At 71.5% G+C, this 15,929-nt stretch carries 13 protein-coding genes; 11 read left to right on the top strand and 2 right to left on the bottom strand.

All coding sequences use genetic code 11. From position 1 onward, the window contains the following. Positions 1 to 81 precede the first annotated feature (81 nt). The 3 genes from ABZ312_RS23245 (at position 82) to ABZ312_RS23235 (ending at position 3,032) form a co-directional block, all read left to right on the top strand. On the top strand, positions 82 to 1,248 hold the full coding sequence (locus tag ABZ312_RS23245; protein ID WP_500438660.1) for an alanine--tRNA ligase-related protein: 1,167 nt from the start codon (positions 82 to 84) through the stop codon (positions 1,246 to 1,248). Between the two features lie 161 nt (positions 1,249 to 1,409). After that, complete coding sequence (locus ABZ312_RS23240; protein WP_500321571.1) at positions 1,410 to 2,465, top strand: Rv2578c family radical SAM protein; 1,056 nt, start codon at positions 1,410 to 1,412, stop codon at positions 2,463 to 2,465. A 51-nt stretch (positions 2,466 to 2,516) separates the two neighbouring features. Continuing rightward, entirely contained in the window at positions 2,517 to 3,032 is a 516-nt protein-coding gene (locus tag ABZ312_RS23235; RefSeq protein ID WP_500358671.1) for a GNAT family N-acetyltransferase, read from the top strand. Here ABZ312_RS23235 and ABZ312_RS23230 read toward each other — a convergent pair. Further along, positions 2,998 to 4,485 (bottom strand): HEAT repeat domain-containing protein, encoded by a 1,488-nt coding sequence (locus tag ABZ312_RS23230; protein WP_500438659.1) that lies wholly within the window; start codon positions 4,483 to 4,485, stop codon positions 2,998 to 3,000. The two genes, ABZ312_RS23235 and ABZ312_RS23230, sit on opposite strands and share 35 nt — an antisense overlap. A gap of 323 nt (positions 4,486 to 4,808) precedes the next feature. On the opposite strand from ABZ312_RS23230, the gene ABZ312_RS23225 reads away from it, so the two are divergent. The 8 genes from ABZ312_RS23225 (at position 4,809) to pssA (ending at position 14,699) form a co-directional block, all read left to right on the top strand. After that, the gene (locus ABZ312_RS23225; RefSeq protein ID WP_500321574.1) at positions 4,809 to 6,596 is read left to right on the top strand and encodes a 3-hydroxyacyl-CoA dehydrogenase family protein; all 1,788 of its coding nucleotides are present in this window, start codon (positions 4,809 to 4,811) and stop codon (positions 6,594 to 6,596) included. Between the two features lie 109 nt (positions 6,597 to 6,705). Further along, positions 6,706 to 7,488: a TetR/AcrR family transcriptional regulator gene (locus ABZ312_RS23220; protein WP_500321575.1), complete on the top strand. Its 783-nt coding sequence runs from the start codon at positions 6,706 to 6,708 to the stop codon at positions 7,486 to 7,488. 397 nt (positions 7,489 to 7,885) lie between these two features. Beyond that, positions 7,886 to 9,223: a crotonyl-CoA carboxylase/reductase gene (ccrA, locus tag ABZ312_RS23215; protein WP_500321576.1), complete on the top strand. Its 1,338-nt coding sequence runs from the start codon at positions 7,886 to 7,888 to the stop codon at positions 9,221 to 9,223. 14 nt (positions 9,224 to 9,237) lie between these two features. Then, entirely contained in the window at positions 9,238 to 11,250 is a 2,013-nt protein-coding gene (locus ABZ312_RS23210; protein ID WP_500321577.1) for a protein meaA, read from the top strand. 55 nt (positions 11,251 to 11,305) lie between these two features. After that, a complete protein-coding gene (locus ABZ312_RS23205) occupies positions 11,306 to 11,809 on the top strand; it encodes a MaoC family dehydratase (protein WP_396569326.1) in 504 nt (167 codons plus the stop codon). 12 nt (positions 11,810 to 11,821) lie between these two features. Next, the gene (locus ABZ312_RS23200) at positions 11,822 to 13,033 is read left to right on the top strand and encodes an acyl-CoA dehydrogenase family protein (RefSeq protein ID WP_500321578.1); all 1,212 of its coding nucleotides are present in this window, start codon (positions 11,822 to 11,824) and stop codon (positions 13,031 to 13,033) included. 171 nt (positions 13,034 to 13,204) lie between these two features. After that, a complete protein-coding gene (locus tag ABZ312_RS23195) occupies positions 13,205 to 13,861 on the top strand; it encodes a phosphatidylserine decarboxylase (protein WP_499514813.1) in 657 nt (218 codons plus the stop codon). Continuing rightward, a complete protein-coding gene (pssA, locus tag ABZ312_RS23190) occupies positions 13,848 to 14,699 on the top strand; it encodes a CDP-diacylglycerol--serine O-phosphatidyltransferase (RefSeq protein WP_500321579.1) in 852 nt (283 codons plus the stop codon). Before ABZ312_RS23195 ends, pssA begins: the two co-directional genes overlap by 14 nt. Before the next feature lie 70 nt (positions 14,700 to 14,769). On the opposite strand, the gene ABZ312_RS23185 is transcribed toward pssA, so the two are convergent. Continuing rightward, positions 14,770 to 15,873, bottom strand: a complete 1,104-nt coding sequence (locus tag ABZ312_RS23185) for a glycerate kinase (RefSeq protein ID WP_500321987.1) — start codon at positions 15,871 to 15,873, stop codon at positions 14,770 to 14,772. Positions 15,874 to 15,929: the final 56 nt, after the last annotated feature.

Here is a 15,929-nt window from a genome sequence, read left to right as displayed (position 1 = left end):
GGCGCCCCGCCGCGATTCCGGTGATCGAGCGGACCCGTTCTCCGGTGCCTCCCCGCCCTCCATGCGAAGGAGCCACCCCCCATGAACACCGAAGAGATCGTCCGCACGTTCGTCGAGTACTTCGAGGACCGGGGCCACCGCAGAATCACCGGATCGACGCTGCTGCCGCCGCCCGGCGACCCGGTGCTGTTCACGACCTCGGGCATGCATCCGCTGACCCCGTACCTGGAGGGGCGCCCGCACCCGCTCGGCAGCCGGCTGGTCAACGTGCAGCGCTGTCTGCGCACCACCGACCTGGAAGAGGTCGGCGATCCCACCCATTTGACGGTCTTCGAGATGCTCGGCACCTGGTCGCTCGGCGACTACGAGGGCCCGCAGAGCCTCGACTGGGGCTACGGACTGCTCACCGAGGGCTTCGGCATCGACCCGGGGCGGCTGCACGTCACGGTTTTCGGTGGCGACGACCGCACGGGTCCGGACACCGGCTCCCTGGAGCTGTGGGAGAAGCACGGGGTCCCGGTGGAACTCACCGTCGAGGACAACTGGTGGTCCAACGGGCCGACCGGCCCGTGCGGCCCCGACTCGGAGATCTTCCTGTGGACCGGCGACACCCCGCCGCGGTCCACGCCCACCCGCGACGACCGCTGGGTCGAGGTCTGGAACCACGTGATGATGCGCCACCGCCGGCTCGAGGACGGCTCGCTCGTGCCGCTCCCCCAGCGCAACGTCGACACCGGACTCGGCCTGGAACGCCTGGCCTCGCTGCTGCAGGGACGCACGTCGGTGTTCGAGTGCGACGTCTTCACCCCCTGGCGCAGTCTCGTACCGTCCCTGTGGCCACTGGACGAACCGTCGCTGCGCCTGGTCTGCGACCACCTGCGCTCGGCCGTGGTGGTGATCGGTGACGGGGTGCGCCCGTCCAACACCGGCCGCGGGTACGTGCTGCGCCGGCTGGTGCGGCGGGTCCTCACCACCTTGTGGCGGGACGACCCGTCCCGTTGCCTCGGCGATCTGCCGCAGGAACTGGTCCGGCACACCCTGGACCACTTCCGCCAGGGCGTGGACCCGGACGAGCCGCTCCGGGTGCTGCTCGAGGAGGAGCGCCGGTTCGGGCGGCTCCTGGAGCGCGGCCGGCAGGTGCTGGCCCGCCCCCGCTTCCGGGGCCCGCTGGACGAGGAGGACTTCCACTACCTCCACGACACCCACGGCCTGCCGCGCGACCTCGTCCTGAGCCTGCGGCCGCAGTGACGGTGGACGGCCCCGGCAGGGCCCCGGACGGCGCCTACGGCACGCCCGGGGCCCTGCGTCACACGCGGTCACGCACAGTGGTCCCGGGAATCCCCCGGATCCCCTCGACGCTATTCGCTCAGATGTTCTATTCTCGGGAGGAGAGCAACGAAGGAGGCGGCATGAGGTGGGACAACCTGAGCCGCGACACGGCGGCGACCACACCCGCGCTCTTCGGCGTGGACGCCGTGACCCGTACGTTCGATACCCCCGAGTTCCGCGGGATCACCTTCCACGAGGTGCGCGCCCGCACGATCGTCAACCGCGTACCCGGCGCGTCCCGGATGCCGTTCGAGTGGACGATCAACCCCTACCGCGGCTGCAGTCACGCCTGTGTGTACTGCTTCGCACGCAAGACGCACACCTACCTGGACCTCGACAGCGGCCTCGACTTCGACTCCCAGATCGTCGTGAAGGTCAACGCGCCCGAGCTGCTGCGCCGCGAGCTCGCCTCGCCCCGCTGGCAGGGCGAGCACATCGCGATGGGCACCAACGTCGACTGCTACCAGCGCGCGGAAGGCCGCTACCGGCTCATGCCCGGCATCCTGGCCGCGCTGCGCGACCACGCCAATCCCTTCTCGATCCTCACCAAGGGGTCTCTGATCCTGCGCGACCTGGACCTCCTGGTGCAGGCCTCCCAGGTCACCGACGTCTCGACCGCGGTCTCCGTCGGCTTCACCGACCGGGACCTGTGGCGCACCGTGGAACCGGGCACGCCGTCGCCGGCGAAGCGCCTGGAGGTCTGCCGCACGCTCAATGAGCACGGCATCCCCTCGGGCGTCCTGATGGCGCCGGTGCTGCCGTACCTCAGCGACTCCCCGGAGCAGTTGCGCGAGACGGTCCGCGCGATCGCCGGGACCGGTGCCACGTCCGTCACCCCGCTGGTGCTGCACCTGCGCCCCGGGGCGAGGGAGTGGTTCATGGCCTGGCTCTCGGTGCACCACCCGCGGCTGATCTCCCGCTACAAGGCGCTCTACGCGGACGGCGCCTACGCGCCCACCTGGTACCAGCGGCGCATCACCCGCCAAGTGCACGAGTTCGCCGCCGAGTTCGGGATCGGGCCCAGCCGCTCCGGGACCGCGCGCCGGATTTCCGCGCCCGAGGAGGACACCCCCGGGCCGCCCGCCGCACCCGAGCCCGCCCAGCCGGCCCCGCCGACGCAACTGACCCTGATCTGAGCCCACGAAAAGCGGGTGCCCACCGGGCTCCACCCCCCTTAACGTCGCGGCATGACGGTTGTGAGGGTGATGACCCGCGATGACATCGACGCCGTGGCGGCGATCCGCGTACGGGGATGGCAGGCGGCCTACGCGGGGATCGTGCCGCAGGCGTACCTCGAAGCGATGGACATCGGGGCGGACGCGGAGCGTCGCAGGGAGTGGTTCGACGCGGGCGGCACCCGGGTGGACACCCTGGTCGCCACGGACGGCGACGAGGTGACGGGCTGGGCCTCGCTCGGCCCCTACCGGGGTGAGCCGGACGACGCCGAGGTCGGCGAGCTGTACGCGATCTACGTACGACCCGACCGGATCGGCAGGGGCGCGGGCCGCGCGCTCATGGACGCCGTACGGGCCCGCGCCGGTGAACGCGGCTTCCGGAGCCTGCGCCTGTGGGTCCTCGCGGACAACGCGCGGGCGCTGCGCTTCTATGAACGGTCCGGTCTCGCACCGGACGGCACCGACCAGATCGAGAGGTACGACGGCGTCCCGCTCAAGGAGCTGCGGTACGCGACGGATCTGGTCTGAAGCGCCCGGCGAGACGGCGCGTCGTGGCACTCGGTGCCTCCTCCCGCGCCGCGGCCAGCACCGCTGCGGCCACCGGATCGCCCGACCGCACCAGGGCGCGCACGATCCGCCTGGGGTACGGCGGCGCGCACAGCCCCACAAGGGCGGCGGTCGCGCGGGGCTCGTCCTCGTAGCGGGCCAGTCCGCGCGCCGCGGCCACCCGCACCTCCGCGTCCTCGTCAGAAGCGACGCCGAGCAGCGTCTCCAGTACCTGCGGGCCGCCGATCCGGCCGAGGGAGTCCACCGCCGCGGCGCGCAGGCGGGGATCCGCAACGGCCCGGGTCAGGACGGGCACCGCCCGCACGTCCGCCAGCCGTCCCAGTTCCTCGACGCAGCCCGCGGCCGCCTGGTAGCCCGTCCGCCCCTCGTCCATGAGCCATGTGAGGGTGGACGTGAGTGCGGGCAGCGACTCGGGCGCCCGCAACCGCCCCAGCAGATGCACGGCGGCCAGGGCGTAGCGGATCCGCAGCCGGTTCGTGGCGAGCGCGGCGGCGGCACGCGCGGTCCGCGGGTCGCCGAGCCGGATCAGGGCCTCGGCCGCGGCAAGGGTGTTCCAGGCGTCGCGGTGGTTGAGGAACAGCACGAGGGTCTCGAAGGCCCGCCGGTCACCGGCCCTCCCCAGCAGGACGGAGGCGACGAGACGCTCCTGCACGGAGCGCGACGGCTCGGTCAGCACGGCGGCGAGGCGGTCCCGGGCCTCGGGGACGTCCCGCCGCCAAAGGGCGACGAGCGCCTCCTCGGCCGCCGACTCGTCCGGGTCGCCGGCGGCCGCGAGGAACAGGTCCAGATGCGCCGGGTCGCGGTCGCAGCCGAGCAGGGTCAGGGCGAGCCGCCGGGCCCGGGGCGCCTCCTGGCAGGCCTGACGCAGCAGCAGGGGCACGCAGACGGCGGGCGGCACGGGGCCGGTCCTGGCTGCCCAGCGCCAGAAGGGCAGGTGACGACCGATGACGATGCGGCTGATGGTGTCCTCCATCAACCCGGGGTACCAGGAGGGCTCCTCCTGCCCGGATGCGCCGAGCAGGTCGAAGAGCGGTGCCGTCGCCTCCATGGGGCGCTTCACCGCCAACGCCTCCAGGGCATAGCGGCGCTCCTCCTCCGTGCCACGGGGAAGCATGGCCAGCAGCGCAGGGACGGCGGGGGCCCGCCCGCCGGCGACGTCGAGGCGCGCGCGTTCGGCGGGCCCCAGCCAGGGCCGCACCATGGCGGCGGCGTCCGGTGAGGCGGCGAGCCGCCTCAGATAGGCGCCGCGCTCCTCGCACCGCCCCTGGCCGGCGAACTCCAGCAGCCCCAGGACGCGGCGCGGTTCCCCGCGCCCGCGCAGCCGCGCGACGTCCGTCTCCCCCGACCGTACGGCCCCGTACAGCTCGTCCGCGCGCCGCGCCGAGTAACCGGCGCCCCCGTGCTCCCGTTCCACGGTCCCCCCTCTCCCCCGTGCGTCCACCCTAATGGCGCGCTCATCTGTAGGAGGCGTAAATCACATGGGCGCGAGGGCTGGCGCCGAGGTTACTCACCGGTTACCCTCTAACCAACGCACGCGTGGGCCTGGTGACGCAGCCACCGCGTGCAGCCGTTGTCGGTTCGGCACCATCGCGGCGCAGCCCCGGGACAGGGCTCGCCGGTTCTCACGCGGGTACGCCCACACACGCGTACGCACCCCCGCGGCTCCTCGACTCTCCCGCCCCCGCGCCTGCGCAGCAGAGACGCACGGCGCGGACCCTCAGCATTCGGAGTTCCGCGATGGACCGTCCACGACCCTTCCCCACCGTCGCCGTCATCGGTCTCGGCACCATGGGCACCGGCATCGCCGAGGTCGTCGCCCGGGCCGGCCACGAAGTGATCGGCATCGAGATCGACGACGCGGCCGCGCTCCGCGCCGTCGCCGCCCTGGAGGCCTCCACCGCCCGCGCCGTGCAGCGCGAGCGGATCACGGAGGCCGAGCGCGGCGACGTCCTGGCCCGTTTCCGCACCTTCTCCGACCTCCAGGCGGCGGCCGACGCCGACCTGGTCATCGAGGTCGTCACCGAGCACTTCGAGATCAAGCGCGAGGTCCTCACCGCCCTGGACGCCCTCCTGAAGCCGGGCGCCGTCCTGGCGACCGGCACCAACGCGCTGTCGGTGACCCAGCTGGCCTCGCACACCTCGCGCCCCGACCGCGTCCTCGGTCTGCACTTCTTCGCCCCCGCGCCGGCCATGAAGCTGGTCGAGGTGGTCTCCACCGTGCTCACCTCCCCCGAGACCACGGACTCCGTGACCGAGCTGGTCCGCTCGCTCGGCAAGGAGCCGGTGGCGGTCGGCGACCGCCCGGGCTTCATCGCCGACGGGCTGCTCTTCGGCTACCTCAACCAGGCCGCGGCCATGTACGAGGCCCGGTACGCCACCCGCGAGGACATCGACGCCGCCATGCGGCTCGGCTGCGGCCTGCCCATGGGCCCGCTCGCCCTGCTGGACCTGATCGGCATCGACACCGCGCAGACCGTCCTGGAGGCGATGTACGAGGCCTCGCGCGACCGGCTGCACGCCCCCGCGCCCATCCTGAAGCAGCTCTCCGCCGCCGGCCTCAAGGGCCGCAAGGCAGGACGCGGCTTCTACACCTACCAGGCCCCCGGCAGCGCGAGCGTCGTCCCGGACGCCGAGACGCCGGCCGAGGCCGCCGGTGCCACCGGCGGGCGCCCCGTGCGCAGCGTCGGCGTCGCGGGCTCGGGCACCATGGCCACCGGCATCGCGGAGGTCTTCGCCAAGGCCGGTTACGAGGTCGTGCTGGCCGCCCGCGGCCAGGAGAAGGCCGACAAGGCGGTCGCGGCGCTGGCCAAGTCCCTGGACCGGTCGGTGGCCAAGGGCCGGCTCAGCCAGGAGCAGCGCGACGCCGCCGTGGCGCGGGTGACCGCGGCCGGATCGCTGGACGCCTTCGCGGACGTGGACCTGGCCGTCGAGGCGGTCGCCGAGGACCTGCCGGTCAAGCAGCAGCTCTTCGCGACCCTGGACAAGATCTGCAAGCCGGGCGCGGTGCTGGCCACGACGACGTCCTCGCTGCCGGTGGTGGCCGTCGCCACCGCGACGTCGCGTCCGCGGGACGTGATCGGCATGCACTTCTTCAACCCGGCCCCCGCCATGAAGCTGGTCGAGGTGGTCCGCACCGTGCTGACCGCCGAGGACGTGCACGCCACCGTCCACGAGGTCTGCGGCCGGATCAGGAAGCACGCCGTGGACTGCGGCGACCGGGCCGGCTTCATCGTCAACGCGCTGCTGTTCCCGTACCTCAACAACGCCGTGAAGATGGTCCAGGAGCACTACGCGACGGTCGAGGACATCGACTCGGCGATGAAGCTCGGCGGGGGCTACCCGATGGGGCCCTTCGAACTGCTCGACGTCGTCGGGCTGGACGTCTCGCTCGCGATCGAGCAGGTGCTGCACAAGGAGTTCCGCGACCCGGGCCTGGCGCCGGCGCCGCTGCTCGAGCACCTGGTGTCCGCGGGCTGCCTCGGCCGCAAGACCGGCCGCGGCTTCCGCGAGTATGCCCGCCGCTGATTACGCGGGCAGCGGCTGGGACGGCCGGGACGATCCCGGTGGCTGGGGCGGTCTCCTGGGGCCGCCCCACCGCCTCCGGAAACCGGGCCCGGCCCACGGTGCAGCGGGAATGCAGTACGTTCGCGGTATGCCCCAGCCCGTGAAGCCCGCCCGTGCGTCCTCCACCACCGCCCAGCGCCATCGTGTCCGCCAGGAACTGGCCGCCGCGGCGATGCACCTGTTCGCGAGCCAGGGCTACGAGGCGACCACGGTCGACGAGATCGCCGCGGCCGCGGGGGTCGCGCGCAGGACGTTCTTCCGGCACTTCCGCTCCAAGGAAGAGGCGATCTTCCCCGACCACGACGACACCCTCGTGCGCGTCGGGCAGGTGCTGGACTCCGCCGAACCGCACGAGCACCCGCTCGACACGGTGTGCCGTGGCATCACCGAGGTGCTGCGCATGTACGCCGAGGCCCCAGAGGTCTCGGTGGAGCGCTACCGCCTGACCCGCGAGATCCCGATCCTGCGGGAGCGCGAGATCGCCTCGGTGGCCCGCTACGAGCGGCTGTTCACCCGCTACCTGCTGGGCCACTTCGACGAGGGCGCCCACCACGACGGGGACGACGACCCGCTGCTGGCGGAGGTCGCCGCGTCCGCCGTCGTCGCCGCCCACAACCACGTGCTGCGGCGCTGGCTGCGCGCCGGCGGCAAGGGGGACGTCGAGGCCCAGCTGGACCACGCCTTCGAGGTGATCAAGCAGACCTTCGGCACCGGCATCGGCCGGCGCCCCACCCCCGCCCCCGCCCCGGTCCTCACCTCCGAGCAGGGCGAGGTCGTCGTCGCGGTGGCCCGCACGGACGCCTCGCCCGCCGAGGTCATGCGGACGATCGAAAAAGCCCTGAAGGGCGCGTAGCCGCCCGTTCGCGCCCCCGGCGTCCTCCCGCGCCTCCGGCATCCCACCAGCGCCCCCAGGCCCTCGCGCCGGGGGCGCTTTCGCGTGTTGCTCAAACGTGAAGCCGTGGTGCCATCTGAGAAAAATTGTTGGCACGCAGTGTCTTGCAGGGTGGCACGCGGTGCCATAACGTGAGAACTGTCCGGGCGGGCGGCGTGCTGGGATCCGTCGCACGCCGTCTGTCCCCAAAGGCCCGGACGCCTGCGTCACAGGCATTCACCGCGCCACCAAGCGCCCCCGCTCCATCCGTGCGACCGCCACGGACAGCAGCACCACCGCCGAACCGACGGCACCACCCACCGCAACCCCCGACGTTCCCTCAAGCGTCCCTACGTCGCGCTTCGCCGGAGGCATCACCGTGAAGGACATCCTCGACGCAATCATGGCGTCCGAAAGCACGGCCGCGGACTTCGCCGCGCTGCCGCTTCCCGAGTCGTACCGCGCCATCACCGTCCACAAGGACGAGGCCGGCATGTTCGAGGGCGTGGACAGCCGCGCGAAGGACCCGCGCAAGTCGCTGCACCTGGACGAGGTGCCCGTGCCCGAGCTCGGCCCGGGCGAGGCCCTGGTGGCCGTCATGGCCAGCTCGGTCAACTACAACTCGGTGTGGACGTCGATCTTCGAGCCGGTGTCGACGTTCGGTTTCCTCGAGCGGTACGGCAGGCTCTCCCCGCTCACCAAGCGCCACGACCTGCCCTACCACGTCATCGGCTCCGACCTGGCGGGCGTCGTGCTGCGCACCGGCCCCGGCGTGAACCTCTGGAAGCCGGGCGACGAGGTCGTCGCGCACTGCCTGTCCGTCGAACTGGAGTCCGCGGACGGCCACAACGACACGATGCTCGACCCCGAGCAGCGCATCTGGGGCTTCGAGACCAACTTCGGCGGCCTCGCGGAGATCGCGCTGGTCAAGTCCAACCAGCTGATGCCCAAGCCCAGGCACCTCAGCTGGGAGGAGGCCGCGGCCCCTGGCCTGGTGAACTCCACCGCCTACCGCCAGCTGGTCTCCCGCAACGGCGCCGGCATGAAGCAGGGCGACAACGTCCTGATCTGGGGCGCCAGCGGCGGCCTGGGCAGCTACGCCACCCAGTTCGCGCTGGCCGGCGGCGCCAACCCGATCTGCGTGGTCTCCTCGCCGCAGAAGGCGGAGATCTGCCGCCGCATGGGCGCCGAGGCCATCATCGACCGCACCGCCGAGGACTACCGGTTCTGGAAGGACGAGCACACCCAGGACCCGAAGGAGTGGAAGCGCCTCGGCAAGCGCATCCGCGAGCTGACCGACGGCGAGGACGTCGACATCGTCTTCGAGCACCCGGGCCGCGAGACCTTCGGCGCCTCGGTCTACGTCACCCGCAAGGGCGGCACGATCGTCACCTGCGCGTCGACCTCGGGCTACAACCACGAGTACGACAACCGCTACCTGTGGATGTCGCTCAAGCGCATCGTCGGCTCCCATTTCGCGAACTACCGCGAGGCGTGGGAGGCCAACCGCCTCGTCGCCAAGGGCAAGATCCACCCCACGCTGTCGAAGACGTACCGCCTGGAGGAGACCGGCCAGGCAGCGCACGACGTGCACCGCAACGTGCACCAGGGCAAGGTCGGCGTGCTCGCGCTCGCCCCAGAGGAGGGCCTCGGCGTCCGCGACGCGGAGCTGCGCGCCGAGCACCTCGACGCCATCAACCGCTTCCGGAACGTCTGAGAACGGGAACGAGCATGAGCGAGCGTCAGAAGGATCGTCCGTGGCTGATGCGGACGTACGCGGGGCACTCCACCGCCGAGGCGTCCAACGCCCTGTACCGGCGCAACCTCGCCAAGGGCCAGACCGGGCTGTCGGTCGCGTTCGACCTCCCGACGCAGACCGGGTACGACCCCGACCACATCCTGGCCCGCGGCGAGGTGGGCCGGGTCGGGGTCCCGGTCGCCCACCTCGGCGACATGCGCCGGCTCTTCCAGGACATCCCCCTGGAGGAGATGAACACCTCGATGACCATCAACGCCAGCGCCATGTGGCTGCTCGCGCTCTACCAGGTGGTCGCCGAGGAGCAGGGCGCCGACGTCACCAGGCTCCAGGGGACGACGCAGAACGACATCGTCAAGGAGTACCTGTCGCGCGGGACGTACGTCTTCCCGCCCGGCCCGTCGCTCCGGCTGACGACGGACATGATCGCGTACACGGTCAACCACATCCCCAAGTGGAACCCCATCAACATCTGCAGCTACCACCTGCAGGAGGCCGGGGCCACGCCGGTGCAGGAGATCGCGTACTCCATGTCCACCGCGATCGCCGTCCTCGACGCGGTCCGCGACTCCGGCCAGGTGCCGCAGGAGCGGATGGGCGACGTCGTCGCGCGCATCTCCTTCTTCGTGAACGCGGGCGTGCGCTTCGTCGAGGAGATGTGCAAGATGCGGGCCTTCACCCGCATCTGGGACGAGATCACCCGCGAGCGCTACGGCATCGAGGACGCCAAGCAGCGCCGCTTCCGGTATGGGGTCCAGGTCAACTCGCTCGGCCTGACCGAGGCCCAGCCGGAGAACAACGTCCAGCGCATCGTGCTGGAGATGCTGGCGGTGACGCTCTCCAAGGACGCCCGGGCCCGCGCCGTGCAGCTGCCGGCCTGGAACGAGGCGCTCGGCCTGCCGCGCCCCTGGGACCAGCAGTGGTCCCTGCGCATCCAGCAGGTGCTGGCCCACGAGAGCGACCTGCTGGAGTACGGCGACATCTTCGACGGCAGCCACGTCGTCGAGGCGAAGGTCGCCGAGCTCGTCGACCGGTCCCTGGCCGAGATCGAGCACATCCAGGAGATGGGCGGCGCCATGGCCGCCGTGGAGTCCGGCTACCTGAAGTCGCAGCTGGTCTCCTCGCACGCCGAGCGCCGGGCGCGGATCGAGTCCGGCCAGGAGAAGATCATCGGCGTCAACTGCTACGAGGGCACCGAGCCCAGCCCCCTCACCTCCGACCTGGACGGCGCCATCATGACCGTCGACCCGGAGAACGAGGCACGGGTCGTCGCCGCCCTCCACGACTGGCGCGACAACCGGGACGAAGTACGGGCGCAGCGGTCGCTGGAGGCCCTCAAGGCCGCGGCCGCCGGGACGGGCAACCTGATGGAGGCCACCCTGGAGTGCGCCCGCGCGGGTGTCACCACCGGCGAGTGGTCCTGGGCGCTGCGCGACGTCTTCGGCGAGTTCCGCGCGCCGACGGGCGTGAGCAGCGCCCCCGTGGCGGTCACCGCCGAGCCGGGCACGCCGCTGGCCGCGGTACGCCGCAAGGTGGCGCTGACCGCCGAGGAGCTGGGCACCGGCAAGCTGCGGCTGCTGGTGGGCAAGCCGGGCCTGGACGGTCACTCCAACGGCGCCGAGCAGATAGCCGTACGGGCACGGGACGCCGGCTTCGAGGTGGTCTACCAGGGCATCCGGCTGACGCCCGAGCAGATCGTGTCGGCGGCGGTCGCCGAGGACGTCCACTGCGTGGGCCTGTCGATCCTCTCCGGCTCGCACGCCGAGCTGGTCCCGGACGTGCTGGACCGGCTCCGCAGGGCCGGGGTCGACGACGTGCCGGTCATCGCCGGCGGCATCATCCCGCCGGCGGACGCGGCCAAGCTGGTCGAGTCCGGCGTCGCGGCCGTGTTCACGCCGAAGGACTTCGGGATCACCGAGATCATCGGCAGGATCGTGGACGAGATCCGCAGGGCCAACAAGCTGGAGCCGCTGGAGGTCGCCGCGTGACCCCGGCAGCGAACACCCGTACGAACACGTTCGACACCCCGGAGGCGTAGGAGAGATGCAGTTCGGCCGTACGTATGAAGAGTTCGAGGTCGGTGCCGTCTACAAGCACTGGCCCGGGAAGACGGTCACCGAGTACGACGACCACCTCTTCTGCCTCCTGACCATGAACCACCACCCGCTCCACATGGACGCGAACTACGCGGAGAGGACCACCGACTTCGGGAAGAACGTGGTCGTGGGGAACTACGTCTACTCGCTGCTGCTCGGCATGTCGGTGCCGGACGTGTCCGGCAAGGCGATCGCCAACCTGGAGGTCGAGTCGCTCAAGCACGTGGCGCCGACCTTCCACGGCGACACCATCTACGGCGAGACGACGGTGCTGGACAAGTGGCCGTCGAAGTCGAAGGACGACCGCGGGATCGTCCACGTGGAGACCAAGGGCTACAAGCAGGACGGCACCCTGGTGTGCGTCTTCCGCCGCAAGGTGATGGTCCCCACCGCCACGTACATCAAGGAGCGCGGCGGCGAGCAGCCCGGCCGCCCCGAGCTGAACGCCTAGGAGACAGCAGACATGAGCCGCCTCGCGCAGACCGACGGGCTGACCGACGTCCAGCAGGAGATCCTCTCCACCGTCCGCAGCTTCGTCGACAAGGAGATCATCCCGGTCGCCAACGAGCTGGAGCACAAGGACGAGTACCCCACCGACATCGTTGAGGGCCTCAAGGAACTCGGCATCTTCGGCCTGATGATCCCCGAGGAGTACGGCGGCCTCGGCGAGTCCCTGCTCACCTACGCCCTGACGGTCGAGGAGATCGCCCGCGGCTGGATGAGCGTGTCGGGCATCATCAACACGCACTTCATCGTCGCCTACATGCTCAAGCAGCACGGCACCCAGGAGCAGAAGGACCATTTCCTGCCCCGCATGGCCGCCGGCGACGTGCGCGGCGCCTTCTCGATGTCCGAGCCGGGCCTCGGCTCGGACGTCTCGGCGATCCGCACCAAGGCGGTCCGGGACGGTGACGACTACGTCATCAACGGCCAGAAGATGTGGCTGACCAACGGCGGCACCTCCAACCTCGTCGCGGTGCTGTGCCGGACCGACGAGGGCCAGCCGGAGGACGCGGCCCCGCACAAGTCGATGACGACCTTCCTCATCGAGAAGGAGCCGGGCTTCGGGCCGAACCCGACGGTGAAGGGCCTCACCGTGCCCGGCAAGATCGAGAAGATGGGGTACAAGGGCGTCGACACGACCGAACTCATCCTCGAGGATGTGAAGATTCCGTCAAATCGCGTCCTGGGCGGTCAGAGCGGCCGCGGTTTTTACCAAATGATGGACGGGGTTGAGGTCGGCCGGGTCAACGTGGCCGCCCGCGGCTGCGGCGTCGCACAGCGCGCCTTCGAACTGGGGATCGCGTACGCCCAGCAGCGGCAGACCTTCGGCAAGCCGATCGCGCAGCACCAGGCGATCCAGTTCAAGCTCTCCGAGATGGCCACCAAGGTCGAGGCGGCCCACGCGCTGATGGTGAACGCGGCCCGCAAGAAGGACTCCGGCCAGCGCAACGACCTCGAGGCCGGCATGGCGAAGTACCTGGCCGCGGAGTACTGCAAGGAGGTCGTGGAGGACGCCTTCCGCATTCACGGCGGCTACGGCTTCTCCAAGGAGTACGAGATCGAGCGCCTCTACCGCGAGGCCCCGATGCTGCTCATCGGTGAGGGCACCGCCGAGATCCAGAAAATGATCATCGGGCGTCGGCTGCTCGAGGAGTACCGAATCCAGGGGTGAATGTCTGGGTTGTGACACTTTGTGCGAGCCAAAGGTCACACCCAGTCATCAAATACCGGCCACTGACTCGACTGCTGGCTTGCCCAGTTGCCGGTCACTCCCGATACCATTCACGGAAAGCCGCCGTCCCCTGCACCATCATTGCGGCACCCTCCGCTACGAAGGTCTTCCATGCCCCACAGCCATTCCTCTGCACAACGCGACAGCCGGGCCGGCGTACGCCTCGCGCGCGGAGCGTCGCCGTGGCTCCTCCCGACCGTGGCCACCGCCGCGATCAGCCTCGTCCGCGCCCGCCGCTCCGGGCGCTGGGCGGCCGTGGCCGTCCCCACCACCGCCCTCGCGGCGGGCATGCTGTGGTTCTTCCGCGACCCCGAGCGTGAGATCACCCAGGGCCGCGTCATCTCGCCGGCCGACGGTGTGGTGCAGAGCATCATGCCGTGGAAGGACGGGCGCACCCGCGTCGCGATCTTCATGAGCCCGCTGAACGTCCACGTGAACCGCGCGCCGCTCGCCGGCACCGTCACGTCCGTCGAGCACATCCCCGGCGGTTTCGTTCCGGCGTTCAACAAGGAGAGCGAGAACAACGAGCGGGTCGTCTGGCACTTCGACACCGAGCTCGGCGACATCGAGATGGTGCAGATCGCCGGAGCCGTGGCGCGCCGCATCGTCCCTTACGTGCCGCAGGGCACCAAGGTGGAGCAGGGCGAGCGCATCGGCCTGATCCGCTTCGGCTCCCGTGTGGACATCTACCTGCCGGAGGGCGTCGAGCCCGACGTCGAGGTCGGCCAGACCACCGTGGCTGGGGTGACGCGCCTTGACCGTGATTGATCCCGACACCCAGGCACCGTGGGTCGCCGCGGTGGACGAGGACGACGACGATGACATGCCGCTGTCGACGCGGCTGTCGATAGCGGACGGCCTCACCCTCGGCAACGCGATCTGCGGATTCATGGCGGTGTACTTCACCACCACCGGGGTGCTCGTCCCGCACCTGATGGGCAACACCGACGGCGGCATGACACGGCACAGCGCCGCCACCGCCGTGCTGCTGATGCTCATGGCCTCGGTCTTCGACCTCTTCGACGGCCTCGTGGCGCGCAAGCTGCGCAGCTCGGCGATGGGCGCGGAGCTGGACAACCTGTCCGACCTGATCAGCTTCGGCCTGGCCCCCGCCTACTTCGTGGTCGTCTGGGGCCTGATCTCGGACGACGCCTACGGCAAGCTGTCGGCGGTGGCGGCGGTCGTGGTGCTGCTCGCGGTCGTCCTGCGCCTGGCCCGGTTCTCCTGCACGACGGTGCGGGAGGGGATCTTCCAGGGCATGCCGAGCCCCTTCGGGGCGATGACGGTCATCTCCGTCGTGCTGCTGGAGCTGCCCTTCATCCCGACGGTGCTGGCCATCGTCGGTGTGGCGTGGCTGATGGTCAGCCGGGTCGAGTACCCCAAGCCCCGCGGCCGGCTCGCCACGATCACGCTGGCCTGGATCGTGCTGAGCATGGGCTGCCTGGTCTGCTGGGCGTTCGCCGTCCCCGGCGGTGACGTGCTGCTGCAGACGGGCGCGGCCCTGCAGATCTGCGCGGCGGCGGTGATCCCGCTCTTCGCGACGACCCGCCGGGTCAACACGATCCGCAACAACCGCCGCGAGGCGCGTACGGCGCAGCTTCCGTAGCCGCACGACGTACGACGTACGTGTCAGGGGCCCCGAGCCGGGAAGGCTCGGGGCCCCTGACGTTCCCAGGTCAGGCCGGCAGGTCGCGCGCGATGTCCTCGGCGAGGCGCTCCAGCAGCGGCCCGGCCTCGGCCATGCAGCGCGCCGGGTCCGGCTCGAGGTCGGTCAGGGCGTACGCCCGCCGGATGCCGGCCGCGCCCAGGGCGGCGCCGGACAGCGCGAGGCGGCCGCAGACGGCGACCACGTCCACGTCCCGGGCACGGGCGGCGGCCGCGACACCGGCCGGGGCCTTGCCGTGCAGGGTCTGTTCGTCCAGCGAGCCCTCGCCCGTGATCACCAGGTCGGCCCGCTCCAGAGCCGCCGCGAAACCGAGCATGTCCAGGAGCACCTGGACGCCGGGCCGGAAGGAGGCGCGCAGGCCCACCAGCGCCCCGAACCCGACCCCGCCGGCCGCACCCGCCCCCGGGGCCTCGGCGGCCGCACCGGCCTCCAGCACCTCCGCGTAGTGGGCGAGCGCCGCGTCCAGCGTGGCGACGTCCTCCTGCGTGGCACCCTTCTGGGGGCCGTAGACGGCGGCGGCGCCCTTCGGGCCGAGCAGCGGGTTGTCGACGTCGCTGGCGAGGACGACCTCGGTCGCAGCGAGCCGCGGGTCGAGGCCGGACAGGTCCGCCGAGGCCAGCCCGGCGAGCGCCGCGCCGCCCGGGCCCACCGGCTCGCCCCGGCCGTCCAGCAGGCGGGCGCCGAGCGCGACGAGCATGCCCGCGCCCCCGTCGTTGGTCGCGCTGCCGCCGACGCCGAGCACGACGGACCGCGCGCCCGCGTCGAGCACGGCCAGCAGCAGCTCACCGGTGCCGCGGGTGGTCGCCGTCAGCGGCGCGAAGACGCCGGGCGGCAGGTGCCGCAGCCCCGAGGCCTCGGCCATCTCCACGACGGCGGTGCCGTCGCGCAGTGCGTACGCGGCGGTGACCGGCTCCCCCAGCGGCCCGGTGACCTCCACCAGGCGCCGCTCGAATCCGGCGGCGACGGCGGCGTCCACCGTTCCGTCCCCGCCGTCGGCCACCGGCACGGACTCGACGACGAGGTCGGGGGCGGCGTTCCGCAGCCCCGCCCCGAGCCGCTCCGCCACCTCGACGGCGGTGAGCGAGCCCTTGAACTTGTCCGCGGCGATGAGCACCCGCGCGGGCCGTGCGTCCGTCACATTGATCTCCCTTACGGCAGGTCGCGCCGCTT

The sequence above is a fragment of the Streptomyces sp. NPDC006207 genome, from assembly GCF_040613835.1.
Lineage (GTDB): Bacteria > Actinomycetota > Actinomycetes > Streptomycetales > Streptomycetaceae > Actinacidiphila.
The sequence above is the reverse complement of the archived record's forward strand: the minus strand, read 5'-3'. Positions and strand labels throughout refer to the sequence as shown.